A 25,172-nucleotide genomic window follows, 5' to 3' on the forward strand; every position below is an offset into this window, starting at 1 on the left:
TCTAGATTTCTGTTTTTATTTTATCTCATCAAGGACGGCGCAAACCCATACTGTTTCTTAAAAGCATAAGAAAAATGTGAAAGATCTTCAAAGCCAACTTCCAAGAAAATATCTGAAGGCTTTTTACTTTTTTGAGTTAAATGATAATAGGCCAGTTGCAGTCGTTTTTGGGTAAGCCAACGCTGAGGTGTTGTCTGAAAAATTTTCCTGAAATCCCGATTAAATGTAGATAAACTCCGCCCTGTTAAATATCCGAATCGTTCCAAAGACATATTAAACATATAGTTTTTCTCCATAAAGCTCACCAGATCAACTTTTCCGGGTTCTTCAAAATCGGCAAGAACAGAATCAATATTTTTGTCAGTCGCTCTTAAAATACTTATGGCTTCAGTGATTTTTAAAGCAGCAATATTATCGGGAAAAGATTCCTGTATATCAAAATAGGGAATTAAGGATGCCAAACAACTTTCTAACAGAGGATGTTTTTCAAAACTGTGAATTTTTACCTCTCCCGGAATGTTTTTCTCCTTAATTTCAATGTTAGAGTAAAAACTTTTCAAACGTTCTTTAGTGAGATGCATGACAACAGTTTTGTGCGGAAGCCCGTCTTTAGGATAATTAATAATTGTTGCCAAATGATTTCTGGGGATCAGAAAAATATCTCCGGTTTTAAAAATATAAGATTTATCTGCCTGAATAATTTTTGTTTCCCCGGAAATAAACCAAACTAACATGTGGAATTCAAAAACGGTTTCCGTTTTGAAAAGCTTGTCGTCATACGTGGAAAGTTTAATATCCGGTGTGATATATTTAATCTGAAAATCCATTCTCTCTAATTTTCACGGTTAAATTTAATTAAAAGAAATTTATTCAATGTCAAATTTAATGTTGATCATTTCTTCGCTCAGTTTCCAAAGCTTTTCTGCATTTTCATAATCAATAGAATAGGACTGAACTCCTCTGATTGTGGATGGTTCATCATATCGGTGCTCAATTTGTCCATTGTCGATTTCTGCAATATCACAGTTTTCACAATAGACTCCGCCAATATTTTCAAGAAGCGGACTGGTTGCACACCAAACCGTTGTAGCGGCACCTTGAGGAATGGTTTTCAATTTGGCTTCTACTTCAGGTTTAATTTTTCCATTTTCGTTGTGAGTTCCCATCTGGATAAACAAATCAATCGGTTCTTCTCTTCCCAAATCGGTCCCATAAACAGAGCCGGGATGCAAAGAGTATGCTCTGATATTGAATTTTTTTGCTTTTTCGTCTAAGATAACAGCAAACAAATTACAGGCTGTTTTCGATTGTCCGTACCCCAATAAAGTTTGATATTCCCTGTTTTTAAAATTCGGGTCTTCAAAATCAAAAGGAGACATTTGGTGTCCATATGAAGAAACACTGATTACTCTTGCAGCATCTGCTTTTTTAAGAGCTGGAAATAATTTTGCAGTAAGATGAAATTGCCCTAAATAATTTGTCGCCAATTGTGATTCGATTCCCCGGCAGTCTCTTCGCAACGGAACCCACATAATCCCTGCATTGTTGATCAGGAGATCTAATTTTCTCTCCGAAGAAAGGAACCTTTCTGCAAAATTATCTATCGAATCAGGATCCATTAAATCCAGCTTTTCAATTTCAATATTCTTGACACCTTCAAGGTTTTTCTTGGCCTTTTCGATATCTCTCGCCGGAACGATCACTGTTGCTCCTGCTTCTGTCAGGGTCTTTGTCGTTTCCAGACCGATTCCCGCATAACCGCCTGTTATAATTGCTGTTTTTCCTGTAAGATCAATTCCTTTAATAACATCTTGTGTTGTAGATTGTTCATTGAATGTTGAATTGATTGGCTGTTGTAAATTATTAAGTCTCATTTTTAAATTGTTTTAAAATTTTGTTGAGACAAAGTTAGAATGCGTATGAATTTTTGATTTTGTTTAAAATGTCAAATTACTTTGTTGAGAGTTTCTTTGGCGAGACAGAGGGCGGTTAGAATTAAATGAAGTTGAATTAATAAAAAATTAATTATTAATCTGAATATTATTTTATTGTACTTTGCGTTTAATTAAAACAAAAACTTTTTGCTCATTCTTTCATGAATAAGTAATTTTGAAAAATTTTCAGATTTGAACCCTACTATTTCCATTGTTGTCGCGATATTTAACCGGAAAGACGAACTTTTCGAGCTTCTCAATTCACTGACTTTTCAAACCGATAAAACTTTTGAAATCATTATTGTGGATGATGGTTCTTTCATAGATCTGAAACCTACTATTGAAAATTTTAATGGAATTTTAGATATTAAGTATTTCAGAAAAGATAACTCTGGTCCTGGTCTGACAAGGAATTATGGTGCTAGAAGAGCGGCGAATGACTGGCTGGTTTTTGTAGACAGTGATGTGATTGTGGAAAAAGATTACATTGAAAATATCAAAAAAGATATTCTTGAAATTCCATGTGATGCTTTCGGTGGGGCAGATAAGGCGCATAAAGGCTTTAATCTGATGCAGAAAGCGATTTCTTATTCTATGACATCGGTTTTTACTACTGGAGGAATCAGAGGGAATAAAAAAGCGGTTTCCAAGTTTCAGCCCAGAAGTTTTAATATGGGGGTGAAAAAAGAAGTATTTGAAAAAGTAGGAGGGTTTTCCGAAATGAGAATCGGTGAAGATCCTGATCTTTCTATGACGCTCTGGGAAAATGGTTTTACAACAGCATTTTTTGATGATATCGCGGTCTATCATAAAAGACGTGTAGATTTTGGTAAATTCTCAAAACAAGTCTATCAGTTTGGGTGTGCAAGACCTATTTTGAATCAGAGACACCCTGATTATGTAAAGATTTCTTTTGCATTTCCCAGTTTATTCCTTTTAGGATATTTTTTAGGCTTTGTCGAATATTTTGTACTGGGAAGAGGTTTTATACTTTCTCTGTTTGGATTATATACTTTTATGGTATTGCTTCATGCGCTCATCGTTACCAAAAATATTGCGATCGCAGCAATGGCTGTAGTTTCTACTTATATTCAAATGTTTTCTTACGGTTACGGATTTTTGAAATCATGGATTTTACTGAATGTTTTAAAAATGAAACCTGAAGAAGCATTTCCAAAACATTTTCATAAGATGTAAGATTGTCATTCTGACGAAGGAAGTCTCTCATATAAACAGATTCTTCATTTCACTTCGTTGCATTCAGAATGACAGGAAAATGACAAAAAATAAATTAAATAATAAAAGCTGTTGAATTTCAACAGCTTTTATACAATAAATTAGAATATGGATGTAGTTTCATGGTTGAGAACGCCTGTTTTGATCATGCACTCTCTCATTTTCGTATATGTTCTTTCAATATCGTGATCCAGCCCGATAGAGAATCTGATCAATCCATCAGAGATTCCCATTTCAGCACGTTCTTCTTCCGGGATTTCAGATGAAGTGGAGCTTCCGGAGCATGAGAATAATGTTTTGTAGAATCCTAAACTTACTGCCAGATAACCCAGGTTTTCCTGCTGCATCATTTCCATTAGCTCATTTGCTTTTTCAGTTGTTCCTGCATCTAAAGTCAACAAACCTCCAAAGCCATATTCTTCATGCATCATGCTTTTCATAAGCTCGTGGTTTTTATGGGATTTCAAACCGGGATATACAACTCTCAATCCATCATTTTCGAATTTCTGAGCAAGATACATCGCATTGTGACTGTGTTGCTTTATTCTGATATGGAGTGTTCTAAGGTTTTTTAAGATACTTGCAGAACGGAGGCTGTCCATAGTTGGTCCCAATAACATACAAGCTCCAGTATTTACATTTTTAGTGTCATTAATAAACTCCTGGCTTCCACAGTAAACGCCTCCTACGGTATCACTGCTTCCGTTAATAAACTTTGTTAAGGAATGAATTACAATATCTGCTCCCAATAAAGTAGGAGAAATAGATAACGGTGAAAAAGTATTGTCAACGATCAGTTTCAGATTATGTTTTTTACAGATTTCAGAAAGTTTTCTAAGATCTGCCACTTCCAAAAGCGGATTACTTACGCTCTCGCAGTAAATAACCTTCGTGTTAGGAGTGATTGCGCTTTCTATTGATTCAAAATTGTTGATGTCTACGAAAGTCGTATTGATATGATAAGGAGGAAGAAAGTTCTTCAAAAAAGCATACGTTCCTCCATAGATGGTTCTGCTTGAAATAATATGGTCTCCACTTTTGCAGACCTGCATTAAAACGGAAGTAATTGCTCCCATTCCGGATGCTGTTACGTTGGCTGTTTCCGTATTTTCCATTTTAGCCAAAGCTTGTGAAAGATACAGATTCATCGGAGAAGAATGTCTTGAATAAAGATAGCAACCATCTGCATTTCCTTCAAAAGTGTCAAACATTGTTTTTGCTGAAAGGAAAGTATAGGTTGAACTGTCAGAAATAGAAGGGTTTACTCCTCCGAATTCTCCGAAGTATTGTAAATCCTGAATTTCATTAGCTGCATTAAAGTGGTCCATAGTTTTGATGATTTTTAATACGGATAAAAATGTAAATAACTGATGTTTTTTACAATGGTATTTTAATTTTTTAGAATATAAATCTATAGAATTGAAAAAAAATAGTATTATTGTTTAAATTATGTGTTGAATATAAAATTAAACCAAAAATATAACTATGGATTTTGATGATTTTGACAAAAAACTACTGATTTATTTGCAGGAAGATGCTAAACAAACCACCAAAGAGCTGTCTTATAAGCTAGGATTGTCTGTAACGGCAGTCTATGAGCGTATTAAAAAACTTGAAAAGCTTGGAGTGATTTCAAAATATGTAGCCTTGCTGAGTAGAGATAAAATCAATAGAAACTTTACCGTCCTATGCCATGTGAAGCTGATCCAGCATAAGAAAGAATATGTAATTGAATTTGAAAAAGAAGTAGTGAATTTATCTGAAATAACGGAATGTTTTCATGTGAGCGGCGATTATGATTATATCTTGAAGATCAATGTAAAAGATATGCAGGATTACAGGAATTTTATGCTTTCCAAATTGACTACGATTAAGCATATTGCGAGTACTCACAGTTCGTTCATGATCTCCGAGGTAAAAAATACGACGGCAATTATTTTGTAAATTAAAGTAATATGGGTTTTAGTTTAAACCAAGACTCCGTTTTTAGAGGAAATAGGATCAGGAAGCTCAGTTTCTCCGGTCATTTGTAACAGATCAATTTCAATGTTTCTGCAGATCGAAAGCATTGGAACGTCGAACATTAGTCCGGCAAATGGGTTTTCTGAATAATCACCCACTAATTCCATGATAATATAGATCCATCCGATAATTATACAGAAAGGAATGCTGTACCAAACTCCCCAGGTTCCGAGTTTGGCAAATTCGTTGACTAATCCTAGCGGAAGCAACATGATAAAAAGTACATTGAAAATAAAAGCTGTACTGGCAAACTGCCTTGGTGAGGGGAATTTTTTAATTCTTTCGGCCTGTCCCTGGAAATTGTAAAATTCGTTTAGACAAGACTGTAATTGAGTCTGGTTGAAATCTGAAATGGCTTTGATATTCTTTAAATCATTAACGTCTTTTGCCTGCTGGGAAATCAGATAAGTGGCAAAGTTTTTATAATGAGACTGAAGCTCAGCTTCTTCCTCGGAAAGATATTTATTCAGGAAAATCGGTGTTCTGCCGTAATCAGGAAATCCTGCTTTTATTAATCTGTTGCGTCTGTTATTGATGTGATGCGAACGTTCTTTTTCTGCCCCAATGTGTTCCCATTCGGTTGGAACCAATAGTTGTTCTCTAAAGGCGTATAACCATGCAATGTGGCGGTACACCATTTTTTTTCTTCTGTCTTCCAGGTCAAAAATGCCGACCTCATCATGGTTGGTGTTGAAAGCGTAGACCATAGATGCAAAAGAACGGCTGGAGTTTACAATGCCGCCCCATATTTTTCGGGCTTCCCAAAGTCTGTCATAGGCCTGATTATTTTTAAAGCCCACTAAAAAAGCTTCGGCTGTACCAATTAATGCCACCGGAACCCAAGGTATAATCATCCATTCCCAACGAAAATAATGAAATAAAACGGTGATTAAAACACACCAGATCGAGATCCAAATCAGATGAATTCCAGATACATTGAGAATTTGTTTGTAATTAATATATTTTGTGGTGATCATTGATGCTGTGATTTTAATGCTTTACTAAAAATAGTAAAAAAATTGCATAAAAAAACCTCTAAAATACTTTAGAGGTTTACATTTATTTTTGTGTGAACTAATATTTCAACATTTCTTCGATTTTTGCGGAAAGTTTTTCAGCATTTGGAAGCATTTCTTTTTCCAGAACCAAATTGATTGGAACAGCTGGAGTATCTAAGGATCCCATTGTTTCCACCGGTGCATCAAGGTATTTGAAACAGTTTTTAGAAATTCTATGTGCAAAAGCCTCTGCAAATGAATTGTTTAATTGTTCCTCGGTTAAAACGATACATTTTCCGTGAGCTTTTACTCTTTCGAAAACTAATTCTTCATCAAGAGGAATTAATGTTCTTAAGTCGATGACTTCAACTCTTCCGTTAAAGTTCTTTGCAGCTTCTTTAGCCCAGTAAACGCCCATTCCGTAAGTAACAACCAATAAAGTTCTACCTTTTTCAGTTTCATCTTTATCCGCTTCAATGATTACTTTTCCTTTTCCGAAAGGTAAAATATAATCTTCTGCCGGTTCAATTGTTTTGGCATCTTCAGTTCCAGGAACTTTACTCCAGTATAATCCTTTGTGCTCCAACATTACTACCGGATTCGGATCGTAATACGCTGCTTTTAATAAACCTTTAAAATCTGCAGCATTACTTGGATAAGCAATTTTGATCCCTTTAATATTAGCCAAAATACTTTCTACGCTGCCACTGTGATAAGGACCACCTCCTCCGTAAGCTCCTATCGGAACACGGATAATATTACTTACAGGAAATTTACCCTGACTTAAATAACTTGATTTTGAAATCTCCGTAATCAACTGATTAATTCCCGGATAAATATAATCGGCGAACTGCACTTCAACGATAGGCTTTAAACCCACTGCACTCATTCCTGTTGTAGAGCCAATAATATAGGCCTCCTGAATAGCGGTGTTGAAAACTCTTTTGCTTCCGAATTTTTTTCCTAAAGTCACTGTTTCACGGAACACTCCACCGATTCTTTCTCCAACGTCTTGTCCATAAAGAAGAGCTTCAGGGTGCTTCCACATCAATTCCTGAATCGCGTGAATAGCTGCATCTACCATTACAATTTTTTCTCCACCTGCAGGCTCACGAGTTCCCATTTCTTCCGTAATCGGAGTAGGAGCAAAAATATGCTGCATTACCGTTTCTGGTTTTGGGTCTTCCGCATTTTTAGCTCTTTCGAAAGCTTCTTCTGCTTCCAAGCGAGCTTTTTTCGTGATTTGTTTCAGTAATTCTTCATCAACACCGGATTCTATCAATTGATTTCTAAGAATTTCTCCCGGATCTTTTGCTCTGTGTTTTGTTAAATCTTTTTCATCTCTATAGAATTCCCTTCTTACGCCTGAAGTATGGTGACCGATCAAAACTGTTTTAGCACAGACAACCAATGGTTTTCTTTCGGTTCTTACAAAGTCTACGGCCTTTTTCATCGCTTCAAAGCTTTCTACGAAATCGGTTCCGTCGACTCTCATTCTGCTTAAACCGGTAAATCCGGCTACAAAATCATAAGCATCACAAGTTCTGGCTTCTTCTTTGGTTACCGAAATTCCCCATTCATTATCCTGAACAAGAAAGATGATAGGAAGCTGATGTAAGGCTGAAAACTGAAGCGCTTCACTCACTTCACCCTCCGTTACAGAATTGTCTCCAAGGCTGCAAACAACAACCGGATTGTTCTCGAATTGCTGTAAATTAAAATCCTGAATATATTTTATCCCTTGTGCAACTCCTGCAGTCGGAATTGTCTGCATTCCCGTTGCTGAGCTTTGATGGATGATTTTAGGCTTATTTTCATCTCTGCTTGAAGGATGAGAATAATAAGACCTTCCTCCGGAAAATGGATCATCAGCTTTTGCCAATAACTGCAACATCAACTGGTAAGGCTCGAAACCGATACCTAACAAAATGCTTTCGTCTCTGTAATAAGGAGAAACCCAGTCTTCTTTTTTTAACTGGTAGGCTGTTGCCAGTTGAATGGCTTCATGACCTCTTGATGTACTATGAACGTATTTGCAAATATTTCTGTTTTCTTCATAGATATCTGCCATTGCTTTCGCTAGCATCATATGGTTGTATGCTTTAAGCAGGATATCCTGAGAAACTTTTCCGTGAAGTGTATTTTCCATAGGAAGCAAATATACATAAAAAAACAAAATACTAACAAGTGTTAGTATTTTAGGGTAATTCCATGATTTTCAAAAATTTTAAAGCTATAGTTAAGCTTGGTTGAAACTTTTGCTTAGCTAAATTATATGTTGTAAATTGTTGTGATTTATAAAACTAATTTCAAAAGATAAAAAATTGGAGTAACTTTACATTCTCTTTTAAAATTAAAAGCTAGAAAAATTACATGTATTTAGTTTTTGACACAGAAACCACAGGTTTACCAAAGAATTTCAACGCTCCGCTTTCAGATTCAGATAACTGGCCAAGAATGGTTCAGATTGCGTGGCAGTTGCATGATGATGACGGAACTTTAATTGAAAACCAGGATTATATTATAAAACCTGAAGGGTATGATATTCCCTTCAACGCGGCAAGAATTCACGGGATTACAACGAAAATAGCGAATGAAGAAGGTCGTGATCTCGAAGAAATCTTAAACGAATTTTCTAAAGTTTTAGAAAAAGTAAGAGTCGTTTCCGGACATAATGTTGAGTTTGATTACAATATTGTCGGAGCTGAATTTTACCGAAAAAATATAAAGGACAATCTACAGGAAAAGCCAAAAGCCGATACCATGATTTTAGGTACGGATTTTTGTCAGCTTGGAGGAGGGCGAGGAGGAAGATTTAAGCCCCCGAAACTGGAAGAGCTTTACGAAAAATTATACGGTCATAAGTTCGATGAAGCGCATAACGCGGCAGCTGACGTAAATGCAACGGCTCAGGTTTTCTTTGAAATGATGAGAATCGGGGTCATTCCGGCTGAGGTTTTAAAAACTTCGGAAGATCAGCTTGCTTATTTCAAAACGCTTTATCCGGATCCGATTAAGCCTTTCAATATTATTATCAGAAGGCAGGTTGCTGATTTTAACAATAAGAAAAAGCAGCAGGATTTCGGGAGTATTGATGAGATTGATCTGGGTAAATATTTCAATTTCAACAATCACAGTGTTTTTTCCACATTGATGGCAACTTCAAGCATTAATGACTTGATTAAAAAGGCAACTGATGATAATTTTCCTGCCGTCGGAATGGTGGATTTGGGGAATATGATGGGGGCTTTCAAATTTGTTTCAGCAGTTGAAGGTGCGAATGGTGACCGTGCCAAAAAATATAAAGAATATTTAGCTAAAAAACAGGAAGCGGAAGAAAAAGGAGAAGAGTTCAATGAGCAAGAGCCGGTTTCAGAACCGTTGATTCCTGTTGTTGGGTGTGAATTTTATATTTCAGACCGGTATGAACAGAAGCAGTTTACGAAGGATGATCCAGACAGAAGAACACAGGTTGTTTTATTAGCAAAGGATTTTAACGGGTATAAAAATTTAGCGAAACTTTCGAGTATAGGATTTCTTAAAGGATTTTATTTCGGAGTTCCTAGGATCAGTCGTGAATTGATTGCTGAATATAAAGAAGGTGTAATTGCTTTAACATCGGGAATTAATGGAGATATTCCTGATGCAATCTTGAATACCGGTGAGCAAAAAGGAGAGGAACTTTTCAAATGGTGGAAAGATACTTTTGGTGATGATTTTTATGTTCAGATCCAGAATCATAAACTGCCAGAAGAAGAACATTTGAATGATGTTCTATTGCATTTTGCCGATAAATATAATGTTAAAATCTTAGCGCAGAACGAAACTTTTTATTCCAATAAAGATGATTCTAATATTCAGGATATTGTAAGCTGTATTAAAGACGGTGAAAAGTTGACAACACCTGTTGGAAAAGGCTTCGGAAAGAGAAGAGGTTTGGCGACGGGAGAGTATTATATCAAAAATGCAGACGAAATTAAAGAAACATTTCTGGCATATCCTGATGCGTTTGAAGCGTATGAAGAATTTACGGCAAAATTTAAGCCTTATACTTTAAAGAGAGACGTTCTTCTTCCAAAATTCGATATTCCTGAAGAATTTATTCATGCAGAGGATGATGTTGATGGAGGAAAACGAGGTGAGATGGCATATCTTACCCATTTGACGTATGAAGGGGCAAAAAGAAGATATGAGCAATTTGGTGGCATTACCGAAGCAATTAAAGAAAGGCTTGATTTCGAATTGGATGTAATTGCAAATACTGGTTATCCGGGATATTTCCTTATTGTTCAAGATTTCTGTAACGAAGCCCGTAAAATGGGAGTTTGGGTTGGTCCTGGGCGAGGTTCTGCGGCGGGTTCTGCAGTGGCTTACTGTATTGGGATTACCAACGTTGACCCGATTAAATATGATCTTCTTTTTGAGAGATTCCTGAATCCTGAAAGGGTTTCGATGCCAGATATTGATATTGACTTTGATGATGAAGGGCGGGACAAAATCATCAAATGGGTGGTTGAAAAATATGGTAAAACGCAGGTTGCGCAGATTATTACATACTCTGTTTTAGGTGGAAAATCAGCCATTAAGGATGCAGGAAGGGTTTTGGATGTTCCGATTCCTGATACCAATAATATTGCAAAATTAATTCCTCCAAGCCCGGGGATGAATATTGCCAAAGCTTTATCTAAATACGATAAATTAAAACCTGAAGAACAAATGCTTGTCGATGAGATGAGGTTGGTTCTTGACAGTCCTTCTGATCCACGTCACGATGTGTTGGCGAGTGCAAAAAAAATGGAAGGCTGTATTCGAAATACGGGAATTCACGCCTGTGGTGTAATTATTACGCCGGAAGATGTGAGTAATCTGGTTCCAGTAACCATTGCTGCGAAAGATGCTGATATTTTGGTGTCTCAATTTGATAACTCTGTCGCAGAAAGTGCAGGATTGCTGAAAATGGACTTTTTGGGCCTGAGAACTTTGACGATCATTAAAGATGCATTAAAACTGGTTAAGGCAAGACATGGAGTAGATATCGATCCTGATTTGATTCCACTCGATGATGTGAAGACGTATCAGTTATTTAAAGAAGGAAGAACGGTCGGGATTTTCCAGTATGAAAGTCCGGGGATGCAAAAATATATGAGAGAGCTTAAACCTACGGTTTTTGCCGATCTTATTGCGATGAATGCCCTTTATAGACCGGGCCCGATTAAATATATTCCCAACTTTATTAACAGAAAACACGGGATTGAAGAAATTGTCTACGATTTACCGGAAACGGAAGAATATTTAAAGGAAACCTACGGAATTACCGTTTATCAGGAACAGGTAATGCTTTTGTCTCAGAAGTTGGCCAATTTTACAAAAGGTGAAGCCGATACACTGAGAAAAGCAATGGGTAAAAAACAGATCGATGTTCTGAATAAAATGTACCCGAAATTTATTGAAGGCGGTCGAAAGAATAACCTGGATGAGGAAAGATTGGAAAAAATCTGGAACGACTGGAAAGCCTTTGCTGAATATGCCTTTAATAAATCTCACTCCACTTGCTATGCATTTATTGCATATCAAACGGCTTATTTAAAAGCTAATTATCCCGCTGAATATATGGCAAGTGTGATGAGTAATAACATCAACAATACGGAATCTATTACCATGTTTATGGAAGACTGTAAAAGTATCGGAGTGGATGTTTTAGGACCGGATGTGAATGAATCTCAATATAAATTCTCGGTAAACGAAAAAGGACAGATCCGTTTTGGTTTAGGAGCGATTAAAGGAATTGGAGAAGGTCCGAGTGAGGCCATTACAAGAGAAAGAGAGAATGGAAGATTCAAAAATATTTACGATTTCTTTGAAAGGATTTTGCCTTCTCAAATGAATAAAAGAGTAGCGGAAAGTTTGGTTTTGGCAGGCGCTTTTGACGAACTGGACACATTCCACAGAGGTCAGTATTTTGATATTGATATGTCAGGAAGAACCAATTTAGAACGACTGATAAGATACGGACAAAGCTTCCAGGAGAGTAAAAATGAGATGGAGAACTCTCTTTTTGCTGATTTTGCCGAAGAAGTTCAGATCGAACAGCCAAAACTGGCGCCATGTCCGGAATGGCCGAATATGCATAAGCTGAATAAGGAAAAAGAAATTATCGGTTTCTATCTTTCTGCACACCCGTTGGACGAATTTAAATATCAGTATCAGTTCATGCAGGGAAGCTTATCTAAAAAGGCAGTACTCGAAAAAAATGACGAGGCGAAAATAACTGTTGAGGAAGTTCCGATTTTGGAGAAAGATTCTGTGGATGAAGTTGCAGATTTAATAGAAATTGTTTCTGATGATATTGTGGCAGGAGAAGAAGAGGAAATTATTGAGGAAGTGACAAAAAAAGCAGAACCGAAAGGTGTCTTTCAATTTTTAAATCTCGATGAGGTAGATGCCTATAAAGAGCAGGCTTTTGCCAATAAACAGGAAGAACTGTTTGAAGAAAAGAAAAAAGACTGGAAAACCCTACAGAAAGAAAGAGAAAACGGTGGTGGCGGAAAAGAGTATACCGTCGCTGGGTTAATCACGGAATACGTAGTAAAAGATGGTTTTCGAAGTGGTGAAAAAGTGGCCTTTTTGACGTTGGAGGATTATTCTGGGTCTTATTCTTTCAGATTAGGTGATCGTGATTATATGAAGCTGAAGGAAAAACTTGAGGTTCAGAGATTTGTTATTTTAAAGATAAAATTTGCTCAGGTAAAAGACGGAAGAGTTTTTGTGAATGTGAATGAAGTAATAGAGCTTCAGGAGGCATTTGAAAGGTTTGCAAAAAGCATTTCTTTAGTAATGGATGTGATGGATTTCCGACCGGAAGATCTTAGTTTTTTCAGATCGGTATTGGAGCGAAATCAGGGAGATCAGAAACTGAAATTTTATATTAAAAATGTTGATGATGATTTAAATACTGAACATCTTGAAGTACAATCGATGAAACATTCGGTAAATCTGAATGGTGATTTGATAAAAGAGATACAATTGTTAAATAAATACGAGTTTTATCTCAATTAAATTAAAGATATTTTGTCTTTCTAATGTTAAAAGTGGCTTTTTAGTCACTTTTTTTATTTTTTTAATTGTAAAAAAAGTTTTAATAATATTCTTTTTTTGATGAAATATTTTTAAACTTTAAGTATTTCGTAATTAGTGTTTTATAAATATTTCTCTTTTTGTTGATTTTTTATTTGAACTCTTTATGTTGTGTTTTTTATCAATGAAAATAATGTTTTTATTAAAAAATATTTAACAAAATGTTAATTTTTCATGAAATTATATTGATTGTTTTGTACTTTTATCGCAATAATATTTAATTAATAAGCATGAAGAAAACTTATCTTTGGCTTTTGTTGGTTAGCAGTTTTGCCACAATGAAAGCACAAACAACGTATTATTCCAAAGCCTCGGCCACGGATTTTACGGCTGTGAGCAGTTGGGGAACTGCTGCGGATGGTACAGGTACCTCGCCAACTAGCATTAGTAATGCAGACAACTTTGTTATACAAAATGGTACTGTAATGACACTTCCTGGTAATGCTTCTGTCAGACAGCTTACCATTAATTCTGGAAGTTTAACTGTGGCGGCAAATACGCTTACGGTGAGTAAGTCAGGAGCATTTGATTCAACTTTGAGTGCTGTTGGAGGGACTTTAAATGTTTCAGGTGGGAATGTTGTTGTAAATGGTAACTTTAATTTAGGAGCAGGAGGTAAACTAAACCAAAGTGGCGGGACAATTTCAGTGGATGGAAACAATGGAGGTTCTGCAACAGGGAGTGTTGCTTCTGGTACGTATATTGTAAGTTTTGCTCCAACAGCTAACACTGATGTCAATCTTACAGGCGGAACCTTTATTATTGTAGATCCGCACTATACTACTACTTACACTTTTCAAGTGACAGCTCCTACAGCCGGAGCAATTGCGGCTACAGGAACACATACTTTTAAATTTGGCGATGGTATCTCTACGGATGATGGAGGAGCCAATGGTTTTAATTTTTATAGTTGGGCTGGAACTGGTATTTTTAAATTTAAAAATGTCATTTTAGAGACAGTTACTGGGGGGGCAAATAGATTTCTTTTCGTGAATGGCACTTATTTTAATACTGTCATTAACGGGGATTTAACTATTAATTCTGGTGCGGAATTTAGAAATACAGGCACCAGTTCGTCAAATGGGGCTAGCTATTTTACAGGAAATATTACCAACAATGGTACCTTTACAAGTTTAGGAACAGTGTTTTTGGCAGATGCTACATCTGCATCATCTATATCTTTAACTGTTTCTGCATCAACGAATGCTCAAACTATTTCAGGGAATGGTGTATTTAGAAATTTAACAGCTTCACCTACGGCTAATTTTACAAGTTTAAACATAAATAATACAAGTGCAGGTGGTGTTACTTTTGCAAATGCCAATTCATTACTAAGTGGATCAAATACAGGTACAGCGTCAGGAACTTTAACATTTACTAATGGAGTTGTAAATACAGGTTCTAATACATTTATATTAGGTGTTAGTGGAACTACTGCAGGAACACTTTCCTATACTGCAGGGGGATTTGGTTCGGGTTCTACATTTAGTAGATGGTATGGGACAACAGGATCGGGAACAACAATAACTGCAGCAACTATACCTACAGCAGGCGCGGGTACATATCCTTTTGTAATGGGAAATCCTACAATTGGATTTTCGGCTGATCATTTTCACAGAGCTACTGCAGCATTAACTGCAGAGGGGCAATTGGCTGTTAAGTTTAATGGTGCTATAGGGACTTCTGCAATTACGCCTGTAAGTGAAAGTTCATTAACCTATGATAGACAAACGAATGCTAGCTGGATAGTAAGTACTTCTGCAGGATATACTTCTTCTGCAACACATACTTTTGCTATTCAAGGGCAGGGTGCATATACGGCAACTTCTGCTAATGTTGCTGTTTTAAATAATGGAGCATTGGTAGGAACTGCTCAGACAGGTACAAACCAGCCTATGGGACAAAGAACTGCTATACCAGCGGCAAATATAGCGGCTACTTACAAGTTGGCTACGATTGCAGCAGAAATTCCTATAGAATCAGCACAATCAGGACCATGGGAAAGTACAAGCACGTGGGTTGGAGGTGTAGTACCAAGTTGTACAAATGCAGCTATTGTATCGGGTCATACTGTAACTGTAAGTGCTTCTACAACAGCGACTCCAAGTAATGTTATTATTAACGCAGGAGGTAATTTATCTGTAACAGGAGGATCTATTACAATAGGCTGTGCTAATAAAAATAATAATATTAGTAACAGTGGTACTTTATCAGTATCTGGAGGAAGCTTAGTAGTAAATGGAAATATTAACAATACTACGGGGTCTACTTTCAATCAATCAGCAGGCTCAATTGTTGTAGATGGAAATTCTGGAACAGTTGCAACATCGGTATTAACAGGAACGCCACTAGTTTGGCTCCAGTCTAATAATATAAACCTTACAGGAGGAAAGCTAACAATTGTTGCAGGACATATTGGTACGGCGGCAGCTGATAGAGTAATTACTTATGTGCCAACTACAAGTCCTTATCCAAATGTTACTACTGCACATACCGTACAGTTTGGAGATGGTGTTTCAACAGTTGCAAATAGTACCAAAGGTTTCGAAACTTCATTAGCAACTAGATTTTATTTCGGTAATGTTATTGTTAATACTTTATCATCTGCAAATGCTTTTGTAGCTTCAAGTTCTACAGCTGTAGTTATAAATGGTAATCTGACAGTTACAGCAGGTGAATATAGAGGTGGAACTACTACTCAGGTTGTTGGTGGTAATATTGTAAATAATGGTACATTAACCAATACAGGTGCTTTGGTATTTGGGCAAGTTGCACAGGCCGATATGTCAACCCCTACAGTTACTGCACAAACGACGGCTCAGTCTGTAAGTGGTTCTGGAGTATTCAGGAATTTAACAGCTTCTCCAACGGCTAACTTTACAAGTGTAACAATCAATAATAGTTCTTCGACAGGAGTAACATTTGCAGATGCAAATTCTTTACTAAATGGAGCGAATACAGGTACTGCATCGGGGACGCTAACCTTGACAACGGGGTTTGTAAACACAGGTGCTAATACCTTTATTTTGGGAACCTCAACCACTTCTAACGGAACTTTATCATATACTGCAGGTGGATTTAGTACAGGGAGTACTTTTGCAAGATGGTGGCCTACAACAACAGGAGGAGCTACTATTACGGCAAGTACTACTCCTTCTGGAACGGGAACGGGAGTATATCCTTTTGCTGCAGGTACATCTTCTGCTTTCCTAGCACGTAATTTATATTTGAATCAAACGGCTGCTGCTACAACAGGTGGGAAAATTGCAGTAAAATATAATGATGTTGCAGGAACCAATACTGTAAGCATTGTAGATGGAGCTTATACCGTAGATACGCAAGCGAAATCTAATTGGGCTATTTCTCAATCGGGAATTACAGGGACACCTACTTATAGTATGGCGATAAATGGACAAAACATTTATAATGCAGCGAACGGAAACAGTAGAATAACCTTGTTGTCAGCTCCAGCTTTAGGAGCTCATCAAGCAGGAACAAGTTATATAAATGCACAAAGAACAGCTGTTCCATTGGCTAATTTGACAGATACTTATTATTTAGGTATTGCAGCTTCGGATATTCCTTTTGTATCTGTAGCAAATGGTAATTGGAATACTGCTGCTACTTGGAACAAAGGAACAGTGCCTAGTTGTACAGATGCAGTACAAATTGCATCTGGTACTACAGTAACTGTAAATTCTGCAGGTAATTCATCTAGAAATGTTACAATTAATGCAGGAGGAACATTAGTAAATGCTTCAGGAGACTTAACTGTAGGTTGTACATTAAACAATAACATCCTTACCAATAATGGAACGTTGACTGTTTCAGGGGGAACATTAAATGTTAATGGTAGTATTAACGTTGCAGCAGCGGCATTTATATCTCAGTCAGGAGGTACAATTAATGTTGATGGAAATGCAGCAGGTGTTGCAGCATCTTCTGTTCCATCAGGTACTTATTTAGTTAATATTTTAGCGCCAAGCACTAATGTGTCATTTACGGGTGGTATCTTTAATATTGTAGATCCGGGAGTAAATGTTGGTCAGTATGCGATTTATGTTAGTAATTCAAGTTCTACACCGATTAATTGTTCTACAGCGCACACGTTTCAGTTTGGAGACGGAACATCTACGGATGCAGGTTCTACAGATGGTTTCTTTGTAAATTTATGGCCAAGTTCGACAAACCTTGCTTTTGGTAATTTGATTATTAACGGAGCATCTTCTAATACGAATGCTGCTACAAGATATTTTAAATCAAATTATTCAATGGTTGTTAGAGGTAATTTAACAATTAATTCAAATGGAGAGCTTAGACAATCCAATACACACGTAGCAGGTAATTTGCTTGTTAATACAGGAGGTATATTTACCAGTACAGGAACTCTATTCCTTGATAATTATGACTTACAAGCAACAGCTACAACGCCAACAACAAATGCACAAACTATAAGTGGTGCAGGAACTTTCCAAAATTTAGCAACTGCTTCTACGGCTAGTTTGACTTCGTTTAATATTAATAATACTAATGCAGGTGGTGTAACTTTGTCAGTACCATTATCAGTAAGTGGAACATTAACACTTACAGCAGGTAAAGTAAATACAACGTCTACTAATTTATTGACATTAGGTACGACAACCGCAGCAGGGACTTTGTCTGGAGGTAGTACTACTGCATATGTAGTGGGACCATTTGCAAGAACTATTGCTTCTGGTAATACAAATACAAACTATATAGTATATCCTGTTGGTAAAACAGCTTATGCTCCAATTTCATTGGCACCGGCAACTACTGCGGTAACTAATATGAAAGCAGAAGCATTTGATACTAACTCAGGAACAGCATCCGCTACGATTCAGAATCTATCTGCAACAAGAAGATGGGAAGCTCCTTTAGTATCTGGTACTTTCACGACTATTAATGTAAGGTTAGGAGATAATGCAATTACAAATGTTAATTTCCCTGTAATTGCACCAACAGCAAGTGGAATATACGATAGTTTATTTGGTACTACAGGTACTTATACCGCAGGTACACCAAATACCACACAATCTACTACTGCATTGGCAACTGCTAGTTATACAGGTTTCCTATCTTATGCGGAAATGGCTCCTGCGCTTGGTACGGGTGAAATCACATCTGCTGAAAAAGCAATAAAAGTGTATCCAAACCCATTTGCTGATGTATTGAATATTTCAGATATCAATAATGTGAAATCTATTTCTGTAATGGATATTGCAGGCAGGTTGGTGAAAACGTTTGATAAGCCAAGTTCAACACTTCATCTAGGAGAATTAAATTCAGGAATGTATTTAGTGGTTCTGAATATGAAAGATGGCTCTAGACAAGCTATTAAAGTAATAAAAAGATAGTGTTTGTTTTTTATATGATTAATACATTTAAAAAAGCTTCCCAATTTGGGAAGCTTTTTTATTGTAATGGAATTTTATTTATCAGGTACAGGTTGTATGTCCCCTGTGTTCATAAGGTCAAAAACAGAGGGAAAGAACATGACGAGAATGAAATAGATAATAATCATTAATGCGATCAATGCAAAAAGAATAATGACTAAACTGTTGGGTTTGTTTTTCTTTTTTGGTTCCATGATTGTTGTATTTGGTTAATAGATTGAATGATAAATAAATCTAAGCTAATTTCTTGCCACATTGTTTACAGTATCTTGCGTCATCATCGATATCCTCATTTCCGCATCGGTCACATACTTTTTCTAGATTTTGTCTTTTATTGCGCATTTCGGCTGTTACAATCCCTGTTGGGACAGCTATAATGGAATAACCTGCTAACATTAAAATAACGGCAAAAAACTTACCCATAGGAGTAATAGGAGATACATCTCCATACCCAACTGTAGTTACAGTTACCACGGCCCAATAAATAGATTGTGGTATGGTTTCAAAGCCGGGCCTTCCTCCTTCTACCATAAACATTAAAGAGCCGACGATTACCGAGAAAATAATTAAAAATAAAAGGAAAATATAGATTTTTCTCGAACTGTTTTTTAAAGCTCTCACGATAAGATAACCGTCGTTCATAAAATCTAAAAGATTGAAAATTCTGAAGATCCTCAACATTCTCAACATTCTGAAAATGAGAAAATACTTGGTGACAGGAAAGAAGAAGCTTAGATAAAAAGGAACCAGTGCTAAAAAATCAATAATTCCAAAGAAACTCAAAATATATTGTTTTTTATTCTTTATTACGGCAATTCTGGACCAGTATTCAGCGGTAAAAAACAGTGAAATGATCCATTCGAGAATCAGAAAGGTATAATGAAACTTTTTATCCAGTTGAGGTACACTTTCCATCATAATAATGGCGGTGCTCATAAGAATTAAAGACAATAATATGATGTCGAAGAGTTTTCCGAGCTTGGTATCGGAGCGATAAATGATGCGGTAAAGGAATCTTTTCCAGAGGATATCTTCAGGAACAAGGTTGTGTTCTCTTTCCATTGTAAGCTGTTATTTCACAAGAAAGTTAATAATTTCTGTTGAATATTGGTGAAGATCCGAATGATAAAAGGTTTATTTTAAATGAAAATTTTTTTAATCGAAAATAGGTGAGTTATTGTTTATAATTATTTGGTTTTCAATTTGTTATATTAAGTAAATTACGAAAAAAATATTTAATATAAAAATTTATTTTTTAATATATTTATAGATAGAGTTTGTAATTTTATTCAACAAAATCTAATATCATGAGAAAATTATTAACTTCTTTTATTCCGATTTTCATATGTACTCTTATATATGCTCAGGTTGGGATTAATACTACGTCTCCCAATGGAGCAACAGTGTTGGATATTACTTCTAGTCAGAAAGGGATTCTAATTCCTCGTCTTTCAGATGCACAAAGAGATGCAAGCCTTGCTGATAATGATCCATCTACAGTACCGCCTGCAGGTGTTGTAAATTCAAATCTTACTGCAGGAACCTTGATTTTTAATACGACAGCTAATAATTTCCAGTTTTGGGATGGTACCCTCTGGAGACAGTTTTTTGTTCCCACAAATTCTCAGGCTGGTAATGACGGTGTCGTTAAAATAAATTCTGGAAACGCAAATATAAAACCTTCTTTTAGTTTAAGTGCTTCAGGGAGTACCTATGGGGCAGATCTTCTGGTAACTTATGCGGTACCGTTGGTATTTGCTCCAAGTCCTACGACAAGCTGGCCGGAAACTACAGTACCTTTTCCTGGGGTAACTGCTAATATTTATAATTCCACAACCAATAAATGGCGAGAGAATGAAATTTATGGTCAAATTCATGTCTGGAGGCTGATTGCTACGGTAACTCCGGGATCAAATTCCTCCGGATCCGTAAGAGCTATCTTCAGAAATCCTGATTCGGGTTTTGAAGTGACCTCAGTACAATTGCTTCCGGCTGGTTCCAATGGAACAGGGAATATTCTTACATTTTATTTCTATACGGTTGCAGATCCGGAGAGTCTTAATCCGGGAAGAGGATACTTGCTTACAATGCAGGCGGATTTGAGTTGTAGTGTGGTAGTGGAATCTTTTACAAGAATATCATTATTTAAAGATTAGTTTCAAGTATATTTAAGTGTTTGTTGTAAACCGATCTTTTCTCAAAGGTCGGTTTTTATTGATATTTAATTCTTCTCTTAATACAGCGGGACTTAATTCTTTTCGTTTAAATCTATTAAAATTAATATCTTCGTTGAGGTACAAAATTGATATAATGAAATTAAGAAATGTAATTTCGAAGATTGAAGAAAGAATACAGATCCGTCAGGCGGAAGATTTTGATAATGTGGGACTCTTATGCGGAGTTCCTGACCGTGAAATTTCCGGAATTTTAGTTTGTCATGATGCGCTGGAAAATGTTGTGGAGGAAGCTATAGAGAAAAACTGTAATTTGATCGTGTGTTTTCATCCTATTATTTTTTCAGGGCTAAAATCTATAACAGGTAAAAATTATGTTGAAAGGGCAGTCCTGAAAGCTATTGAAAATAAAATTGCTATTTATGCCATTCATACGGCTTTCGATAATGATTTCTTTGGGGTAAATGCGGGAATTTGCAATCAATTGGGATTAAAAAAATTAAAAATTCTTCAGCCTAAAAAGAATAATTTAAAACAATTAACGGTCTTCGTTCCCAAAGACTATTCTGAAAAGCTCAAAGAGGCTCTTTTTTCTGCCGGGGCTGGAAATATCGGTTTCTATGACGAATGCAGCTTTACAATCAACGGAAACGGTACTTTCAGACCGATTGAAGGATCAAATCCGTTTTCTGGGCGGCATGATATCCGAGAAAATGCGGATGAGGATATGATTTCGGTAATTTTTGAAGATTATAAGAAAGGGCAGATCATCAATGCGATGAAAACCGCACATCCTTATGAGGAGGTGGCCTATCAGATTTATAGTTTAGAAAATGACAATCAGTATTCCGGATTAGGAATGTATGGAGATTTTGAAGAACCCATGGATGAAAAAGATTTCCTGAAATTCGTGAAGGAGAAATTTAATCTGGAAATGATCAGGCATTCTGACTTTAACCATAAAAAAATTAAAAGAGTAGGGGTTTTGGGTGGCTCCGGAGCAAGCGGAATACGATCTGCTTTATCTAAAAAATGTGATGCGTATTTAACAGGAGATGTAAAATACCATGATTTTTTCCTGGCAGAATCAAAAATGCTGATTTGTGATATAGGACATTTTGAATCAGAACAATTTGTAACTCAACAATTATTTGAAATATTATCACAAAAATTTAGTACATTTGCAATCTCAAAATCTATTGAGAAAACAAATCCGGTAAATTATTTCATTTAAATATATGGCAAAAACCAACGATATTCCAGTTGAAGAGAAGTTAAGAGCTTTATACGATTTGCAAATCATTGATTCGAGATTGGACGAGATCCGAAATACAAGAGGAGAATTGCCAATCGAAGTAGAGGATCTTGAAATTGAAATCGAAGGTCTTGAAAAGAGAGCTGAAAAATTTCATGCAGATATCAAAGATCAGGAAGATCAGATTAAGACAAAGCATGAAGTGATTAACCATGCAAAAACTTTAATTGAAAAATACAAGTCTCAGCAAGATAATGTAAGAAACAATAAAGAATTTGAAGCATTGGGTAAAGAGATTGAATATCAGGATCTTGAAATTCAGCTTTCAGAAAAAAGAATCAAAGAATTCGGAGCTAAAATTGCTCATAAAAATGAAACATTAAGTGAATTAAATGCTAAAATCGAGGATTTAAAAAATCACTTAAAATTCAAGAAAGAAGAGCTTGAAGGTCTTATTGCTGAAACTCAGAAAGAAGAAGAATATCTAATCGAGCAGTCTAAAGAATACGCTGCAAAAATTGATGACAGATTATTGGCTTCTTATAACAGAATCAGAACCAACTCTATCAACGGTCTTGCGGTAGTAGGTCTTGAAAGAGGAGCTCCAAAAGGATCTTTCTTTACGATTCCGCCTCAAAAGCAGATGGAAATTGCTCAGAGAAAGAAAATCATTATCGATGAGCATTCAGGAAAAATCCTTGTAGATGACGAATTGGTAATGGAAGAAAACGAAAGAATGAAATCTGTAATTAAATTCTAATTTATAATTACGATTTTAAATAATATAAAAAGCTGTTTCAAAATTGAAACAGCTTTTTTGTGCATTATGACTGTGGTTCTGTCATTCTGAATATAAACTGAAAGTTTACGAACAAAGTTCAGAAGTGTAATGAAGAATCTTATGTTGGTATGTACAGTTTAAAAGATTCTTCCTGCGTCAGAATGACAACGTAAATAAAAAACCGCTTCTACCGAAGCGGTTTTTGTATTATTCGTGATGTTCATACATCTTATTGTAAAGGTCCATAAATTTCTCTTTAATGGCTTTTCTCTTCAGCTTTAAGGTTGGTGTTAAAAGTCCGGCATCAATACTCCAGACTTCAGGGGTTAATTCAATTTTCTTGATTTTCTCCCAGTTTCCAAGATGGGCGTTAATGCCATCAATTTCTTTTTCAATTCTTTCTTTCAGTTCTGGGCTTTTTGCAATTTCCTGAGGAGTAGAACCAATATTTAAACTATTTCTCATGGCCCAGCTTTTCGCAAATTCAAAATCGGGCTGTATCAATGCACATGGCATTTTTTCTCCATCACCTACCACCATGATCTGTTCGATAAATTTGGAGGCTTTTGCCAAATTCTCAATCGTTTGAGGTGCAATATATTTACCTCCGGAAGTTTTAAACATTTCCTTTTTACGGTCGGTAATCTGTAGAAAGCCATCACTGTCGATAAGTCCGATATCGCCGGTTTTGAAATATCCGTCACTCGTAAAGGCTTCTTTGGTCATTTCGTCGTTTTTGAAATATCCTTTAAATACAGAAGGTCCTTTTACTGTAATTTCGCCATCTTCCTGGATTTTTACACTCAAATTATCCAAAGGATGTCCTACCGTTCCGATTTTCATTTTATCAAAACTGTTTACAGAGATTACCGGTGAGGTTTCTGTAAGTCCGTAACCCTCCAGGATAGGAATTCCTGCATTCTGGAACATTAAATTTAATCTTGTAGATAAAGCGGCAGAACCTGAAACCAATGTGATGATTTCTCCTCCTAACCCTTCTCTCCATTTTTTGAATACAAGCTTGTCTGCAATAATTTCCTGCAGACCAGAAGGTTTTGAAACCGTTTTCTTTTTCGTAATGATATTAAGAGCCCAGAAGAAGATTTTTGATTTCAAACCTCCTGCTGAAGATCCGGTATTGTAGATTTTATCATATACTTTTTCTACCAGTCTTGGAACGACACTCATGTAGTGAGGTTTCACTTCTTTTACGTTGTCTCCCATTTTATCAATGCTTTCGGCAAAATAAATGGAAAATCCGTTATACTGGAAAAGATAGAAAAGCATTCTTTCAAAAATATGACAGATCGGTAAAAAGCTAAGAACTCTTGTGTCTTTGTAATCTAGGCTTCTCTTTTTAGGAATTCTTGGTATAGAGCCTAAAACATTGGACACGATATTGTCATGAGTAAGCATTACGCCTTTTGGTCTTCCCGTTGTTCCCGAAGTATAAATAATGGTCGCCAAATCATCCGGATTAATGGCTTTTGAAAGGTCATCTACTTCAATCTGAGTGGAATCGTCTTCTCCTAAATCTAATATTTCTCTCCAATTGGCGGCCCCGCTTACATTGTCAAATGTGAAAATGCCCTGCAACGAAGGAATATTGTGTTTTACCTTCATTACTTTACTGAGAAGGTCTTTATCAGATACAAAACAATACTTTATTTCTGCATTATTAAAGATAAACTCATAGTCTTCCGGCGAAATACTTGGATAAACAGGCACGGAAACGACTCCAATTTGTGAAAGCCCCAAATCCATAATGGCCCATTCTGTACGGGAATTGGTGGTGATTAAAGCAATCTTGTCCCCTGGATTGATTCCCAATTTTAAAAGTCCGCGAGAAATCTTATTCCCTTCATTGATAAACTCTTGTGTGGATGTTTTTTTCCATTCACCATGATATTTAGTCACAAACATATCAGATTTTGGAAATTTTTCTAAAGCGTGATATGGTATGTCAAATAATCTCTTGATCGTCATGATTCTTTACGTGTAATTTAATAATTTTAAATATAAGCATTTTTTTTAATTGGGGAAATTGGAAGTGATTATTTAGAAATTAATAAAATGTATGCCATAATACATTTAATAATTCAAACTTAATTTATATATGGTGAATATTTAAAAATAGGGCTTATTTCTTGATGTAGCCTAATTTGTGATTCTATTTTCAGATTTGCTCAAAAAGTGTAAATTAGCGACCATCTAATTATTCAAT

The 25,172-nt window shown here is 36.1% G+C and carries 15 protein-coding genes; 7 read left to right on the top strand and 8 right to left on the bottom strand.

The window, feature by feature from the left end; translation table 11 throughout:
- Positions 1 to 20: 20 nt before the first annotated feature.
- Both P0Y62_00275 and P0Y62_00280 read right to left on the bottom strand, forming a co-directional pair.
- Positions 21 to 827 carry an AraC family transcriptional regulator gene (locus tag P0Y62_00275; GenBank protein ID WEK69988.1) on the bottom strand — a complete coding sequence of 269 codons (807 nt, stop codon included), beginning with the start codon at positions 825 to 827 and terminating at the stop codon, positions 21 to 23.
- 39 nt (positions 828 to 866) lie between these two features.
- Positions 867 to 1,874, bottom strand: a complete 1,008-nt coding sequence (locus tag P0Y62_00280; protein WEK69989.1) for an SDR family NAD(P)-dependent oxidoreductase — start codon at positions 1,872 to 1,874, stop codon at positions 867 to 869.
- A 252-nt stretch (positions 1,875 to 2,126) separates the two neighbouring features.
- Between P0Y62_00280 and P0Y62_00285 the strand changes: the two genes are divergently transcribed.
- Positions 2,127 to 3,131: a glycosyltransferase gene (locus tag P0Y62_00285; protein ID WEK69990.1), complete on the top strand. Its 1,005-nt coding sequence runs from the start codon at positions 2,127 to 2,129 to the stop codon at positions 3,129 to 3,131.
- A gap of 140 nt (positions 3,132 to 3,271) precedes the next feature.
- On the opposite strand, the gene P0Y62_00290 is transcribed toward P0Y62_00285, so the two are convergent.
- A complete protein-coding gene (locus tag P0Y62_00290; GenBank protein ID WEK69991.1) occupies positions 3,272 to 4,498 on the bottom strand; it encodes an aminotransferase class I/II-fold pyridoxal phosphate-dependent enzyme in 1,227 nt (408 codons plus the stop codon).
- Between the two features lie 157 nt (positions 4,499 to 4,655).
- Between P0Y62_00290 and P0Y62_00295 the strand changes: the two genes are divergently transcribed.
- Positions 4,656 to 5,114, top strand: coding sequence for an Lrp/AsnC family transcriptional regulator (locus tag P0Y62_00295; protein ID WEK69992.1), 459 nt, complete (start codon positions 4,656 to 4,658; stop codon positions 5,112 to 5,114).
- Positions 5,115 to 5,137: 23 nt separating this feature from the next.
- Here P0Y62_00295 and P0Y62_00300 read toward each other — a convergent pair whose 3' ends face one another.
- Positions 5,138 to 6,169 (bottom strand): bestrophin family ion channel, encoded by a 1,032-nt coding sequence (locus P0Y62_00300; protein WEK69993.1) that lies wholly within the window; start codon positions 6,167 to 6,169, stop codon positions 5,138 to 5,140.
- A gap of 97 nt (positions 6,170 to 6,266) precedes the next feature.
- Complete coding sequence (locus tag P0Y62_00305) at positions 6,267 to 8,339, bottom strand: thiamine pyrophosphate-dependent enzyme (GenBank protein WEK69994.1); 2,073 nt, start codon at positions 8,337 to 8,339, stop codon at positions 6,267 to 6,269.
- Positions 8,340 to 8,563: 224 nt separating this feature from the next.
- Between P0Y62_00305 and dnaE the strand changes: the two genes are divergently transcribed.
- Both dnaE and P0Y62_00315 read left to right on the top strand, forming a co-directional pair.
- Positions 8,564 to 13,246, top strand: a complete 4,683-nt coding sequence (dnaE, locus tag P0Y62_00310; protein ID WEK69995.1) for a DNA polymerase III subunit alpha — start codon at positions 8,564 to 8,566, stop codon at positions 13,244 to 13,246.
- 308 nt (positions 13,247 to 13,554) lie between these two features.
- The gene (locus P0Y62_00315; GenBank protein ID WEK69996.1) at positions 13,555 to 18,699 is read left to right on the top strand and encodes a T9SS type A sorting domain-containing protein; all 5,145 of its coding nucleotides are present in this window, start codon (positions 13,555 to 13,557) and stop codon (positions 18,697 to 18,699) included.
- A gap of 74 nt (positions 18,700 to 18,773) precedes the next feature.
- Here P0Y62_00315 and P0Y62_00320 read toward each other — a convergent pair whose 3' ends face one another.
- Together P0Y62_00320 and P0Y62_00325 are read right to left on the bottom strand one after the other, a co-directional pair.
- Positions 18,774 to 18,932 carry a hypothetical protein gene (locus tag P0Y62_00320; protein ID WEK69997.1) on the bottom strand — a complete coding sequence of 53 codons (159 nt, stop codon included), beginning with the start codon at positions 18,930 to 18,932 and terminating at the stop codon, positions 18,774 to 18,776.
- A gap of 40 nt (positions 18,933 to 18,972) precedes the next feature.
- Positions 18,973 to 19,800: an ion transporter gene (locus P0Y62_00325; GenBank protein ID WEK69998.1), complete on the bottom strand. Its 828-nt coding sequence runs from the start codon at positions 19,798 to 19,800 to the stop codon at positions 18,973 to 18,975.
- Between the two features lie 245 nt (positions 19,801 to 20,045).
- Here P0Y62_00325 and P0Y62_00330 point away from each other — a divergent pair, with 245 nt between their 5' ends.
- The 3 genes from P0Y62_00330 (at position 20,046) to P0Y62_00340 (ending at position 22,927) form a co-directional block, all read left to right on the top strand.
- The gene (locus tag P0Y62_00330) at positions 20,046 to 20,894 is read left to right on the top strand and encodes a hypothetical protein (protein WEK69999.1); all 849 of its coding nucleotides are present in this window, start codon (positions 20,046 to 20,048) and stop codon (positions 20,892 to 20,894) included.
- Between the two features lie 154 nt (positions 20,895 to 21,048).
- Complete coding sequence (locus tag P0Y62_00335; GenBank protein ID WEK70000.1) at positions 21,049 to 22,146, top strand: Nif3-like dinuclear metal center hexameric protein; 1,098 nt, start codon at positions 21,049 to 21,051, stop codon at positions 22,144 to 22,146.
- 4 nt (positions 22,147 to 22,150) lie between these two features.
- Entirely contained in the window at positions 22,151 to 22,927 is a 777-nt protein-coding gene (locus P0Y62_00340; GenBank protein WEK70001.1) for a hypothetical protein, read from the top strand.
- A gap of 228 nt (positions 22,928 to 23,155) precedes the next feature.
- On the opposite strand, the gene P0Y62_00345 is transcribed toward P0Y62_00340, so the two are convergent.
- Complete coding sequence (locus P0Y62_00345; protein WEK70002.1) at positions 23,156 to 24,934, bottom strand: long-chain fatty acid--CoA ligase; 1,779 nt, start codon at positions 24,932 to 24,934, stop codon at positions 23,156 to 23,158.
- Positions 24,935 to 25,172 lie beyond the last annotated feature (238 nt).

This window comes from Candidatus Chryseobacterium colombiense (assembly GCA_029203185.1).
Classification (GTDB): Bacteria; Bacteroidota; Bacteroidia; order Flavobacteriales; family Weeksellaceae; genus Chryseobacterium; species Chryseobacterium colombiense.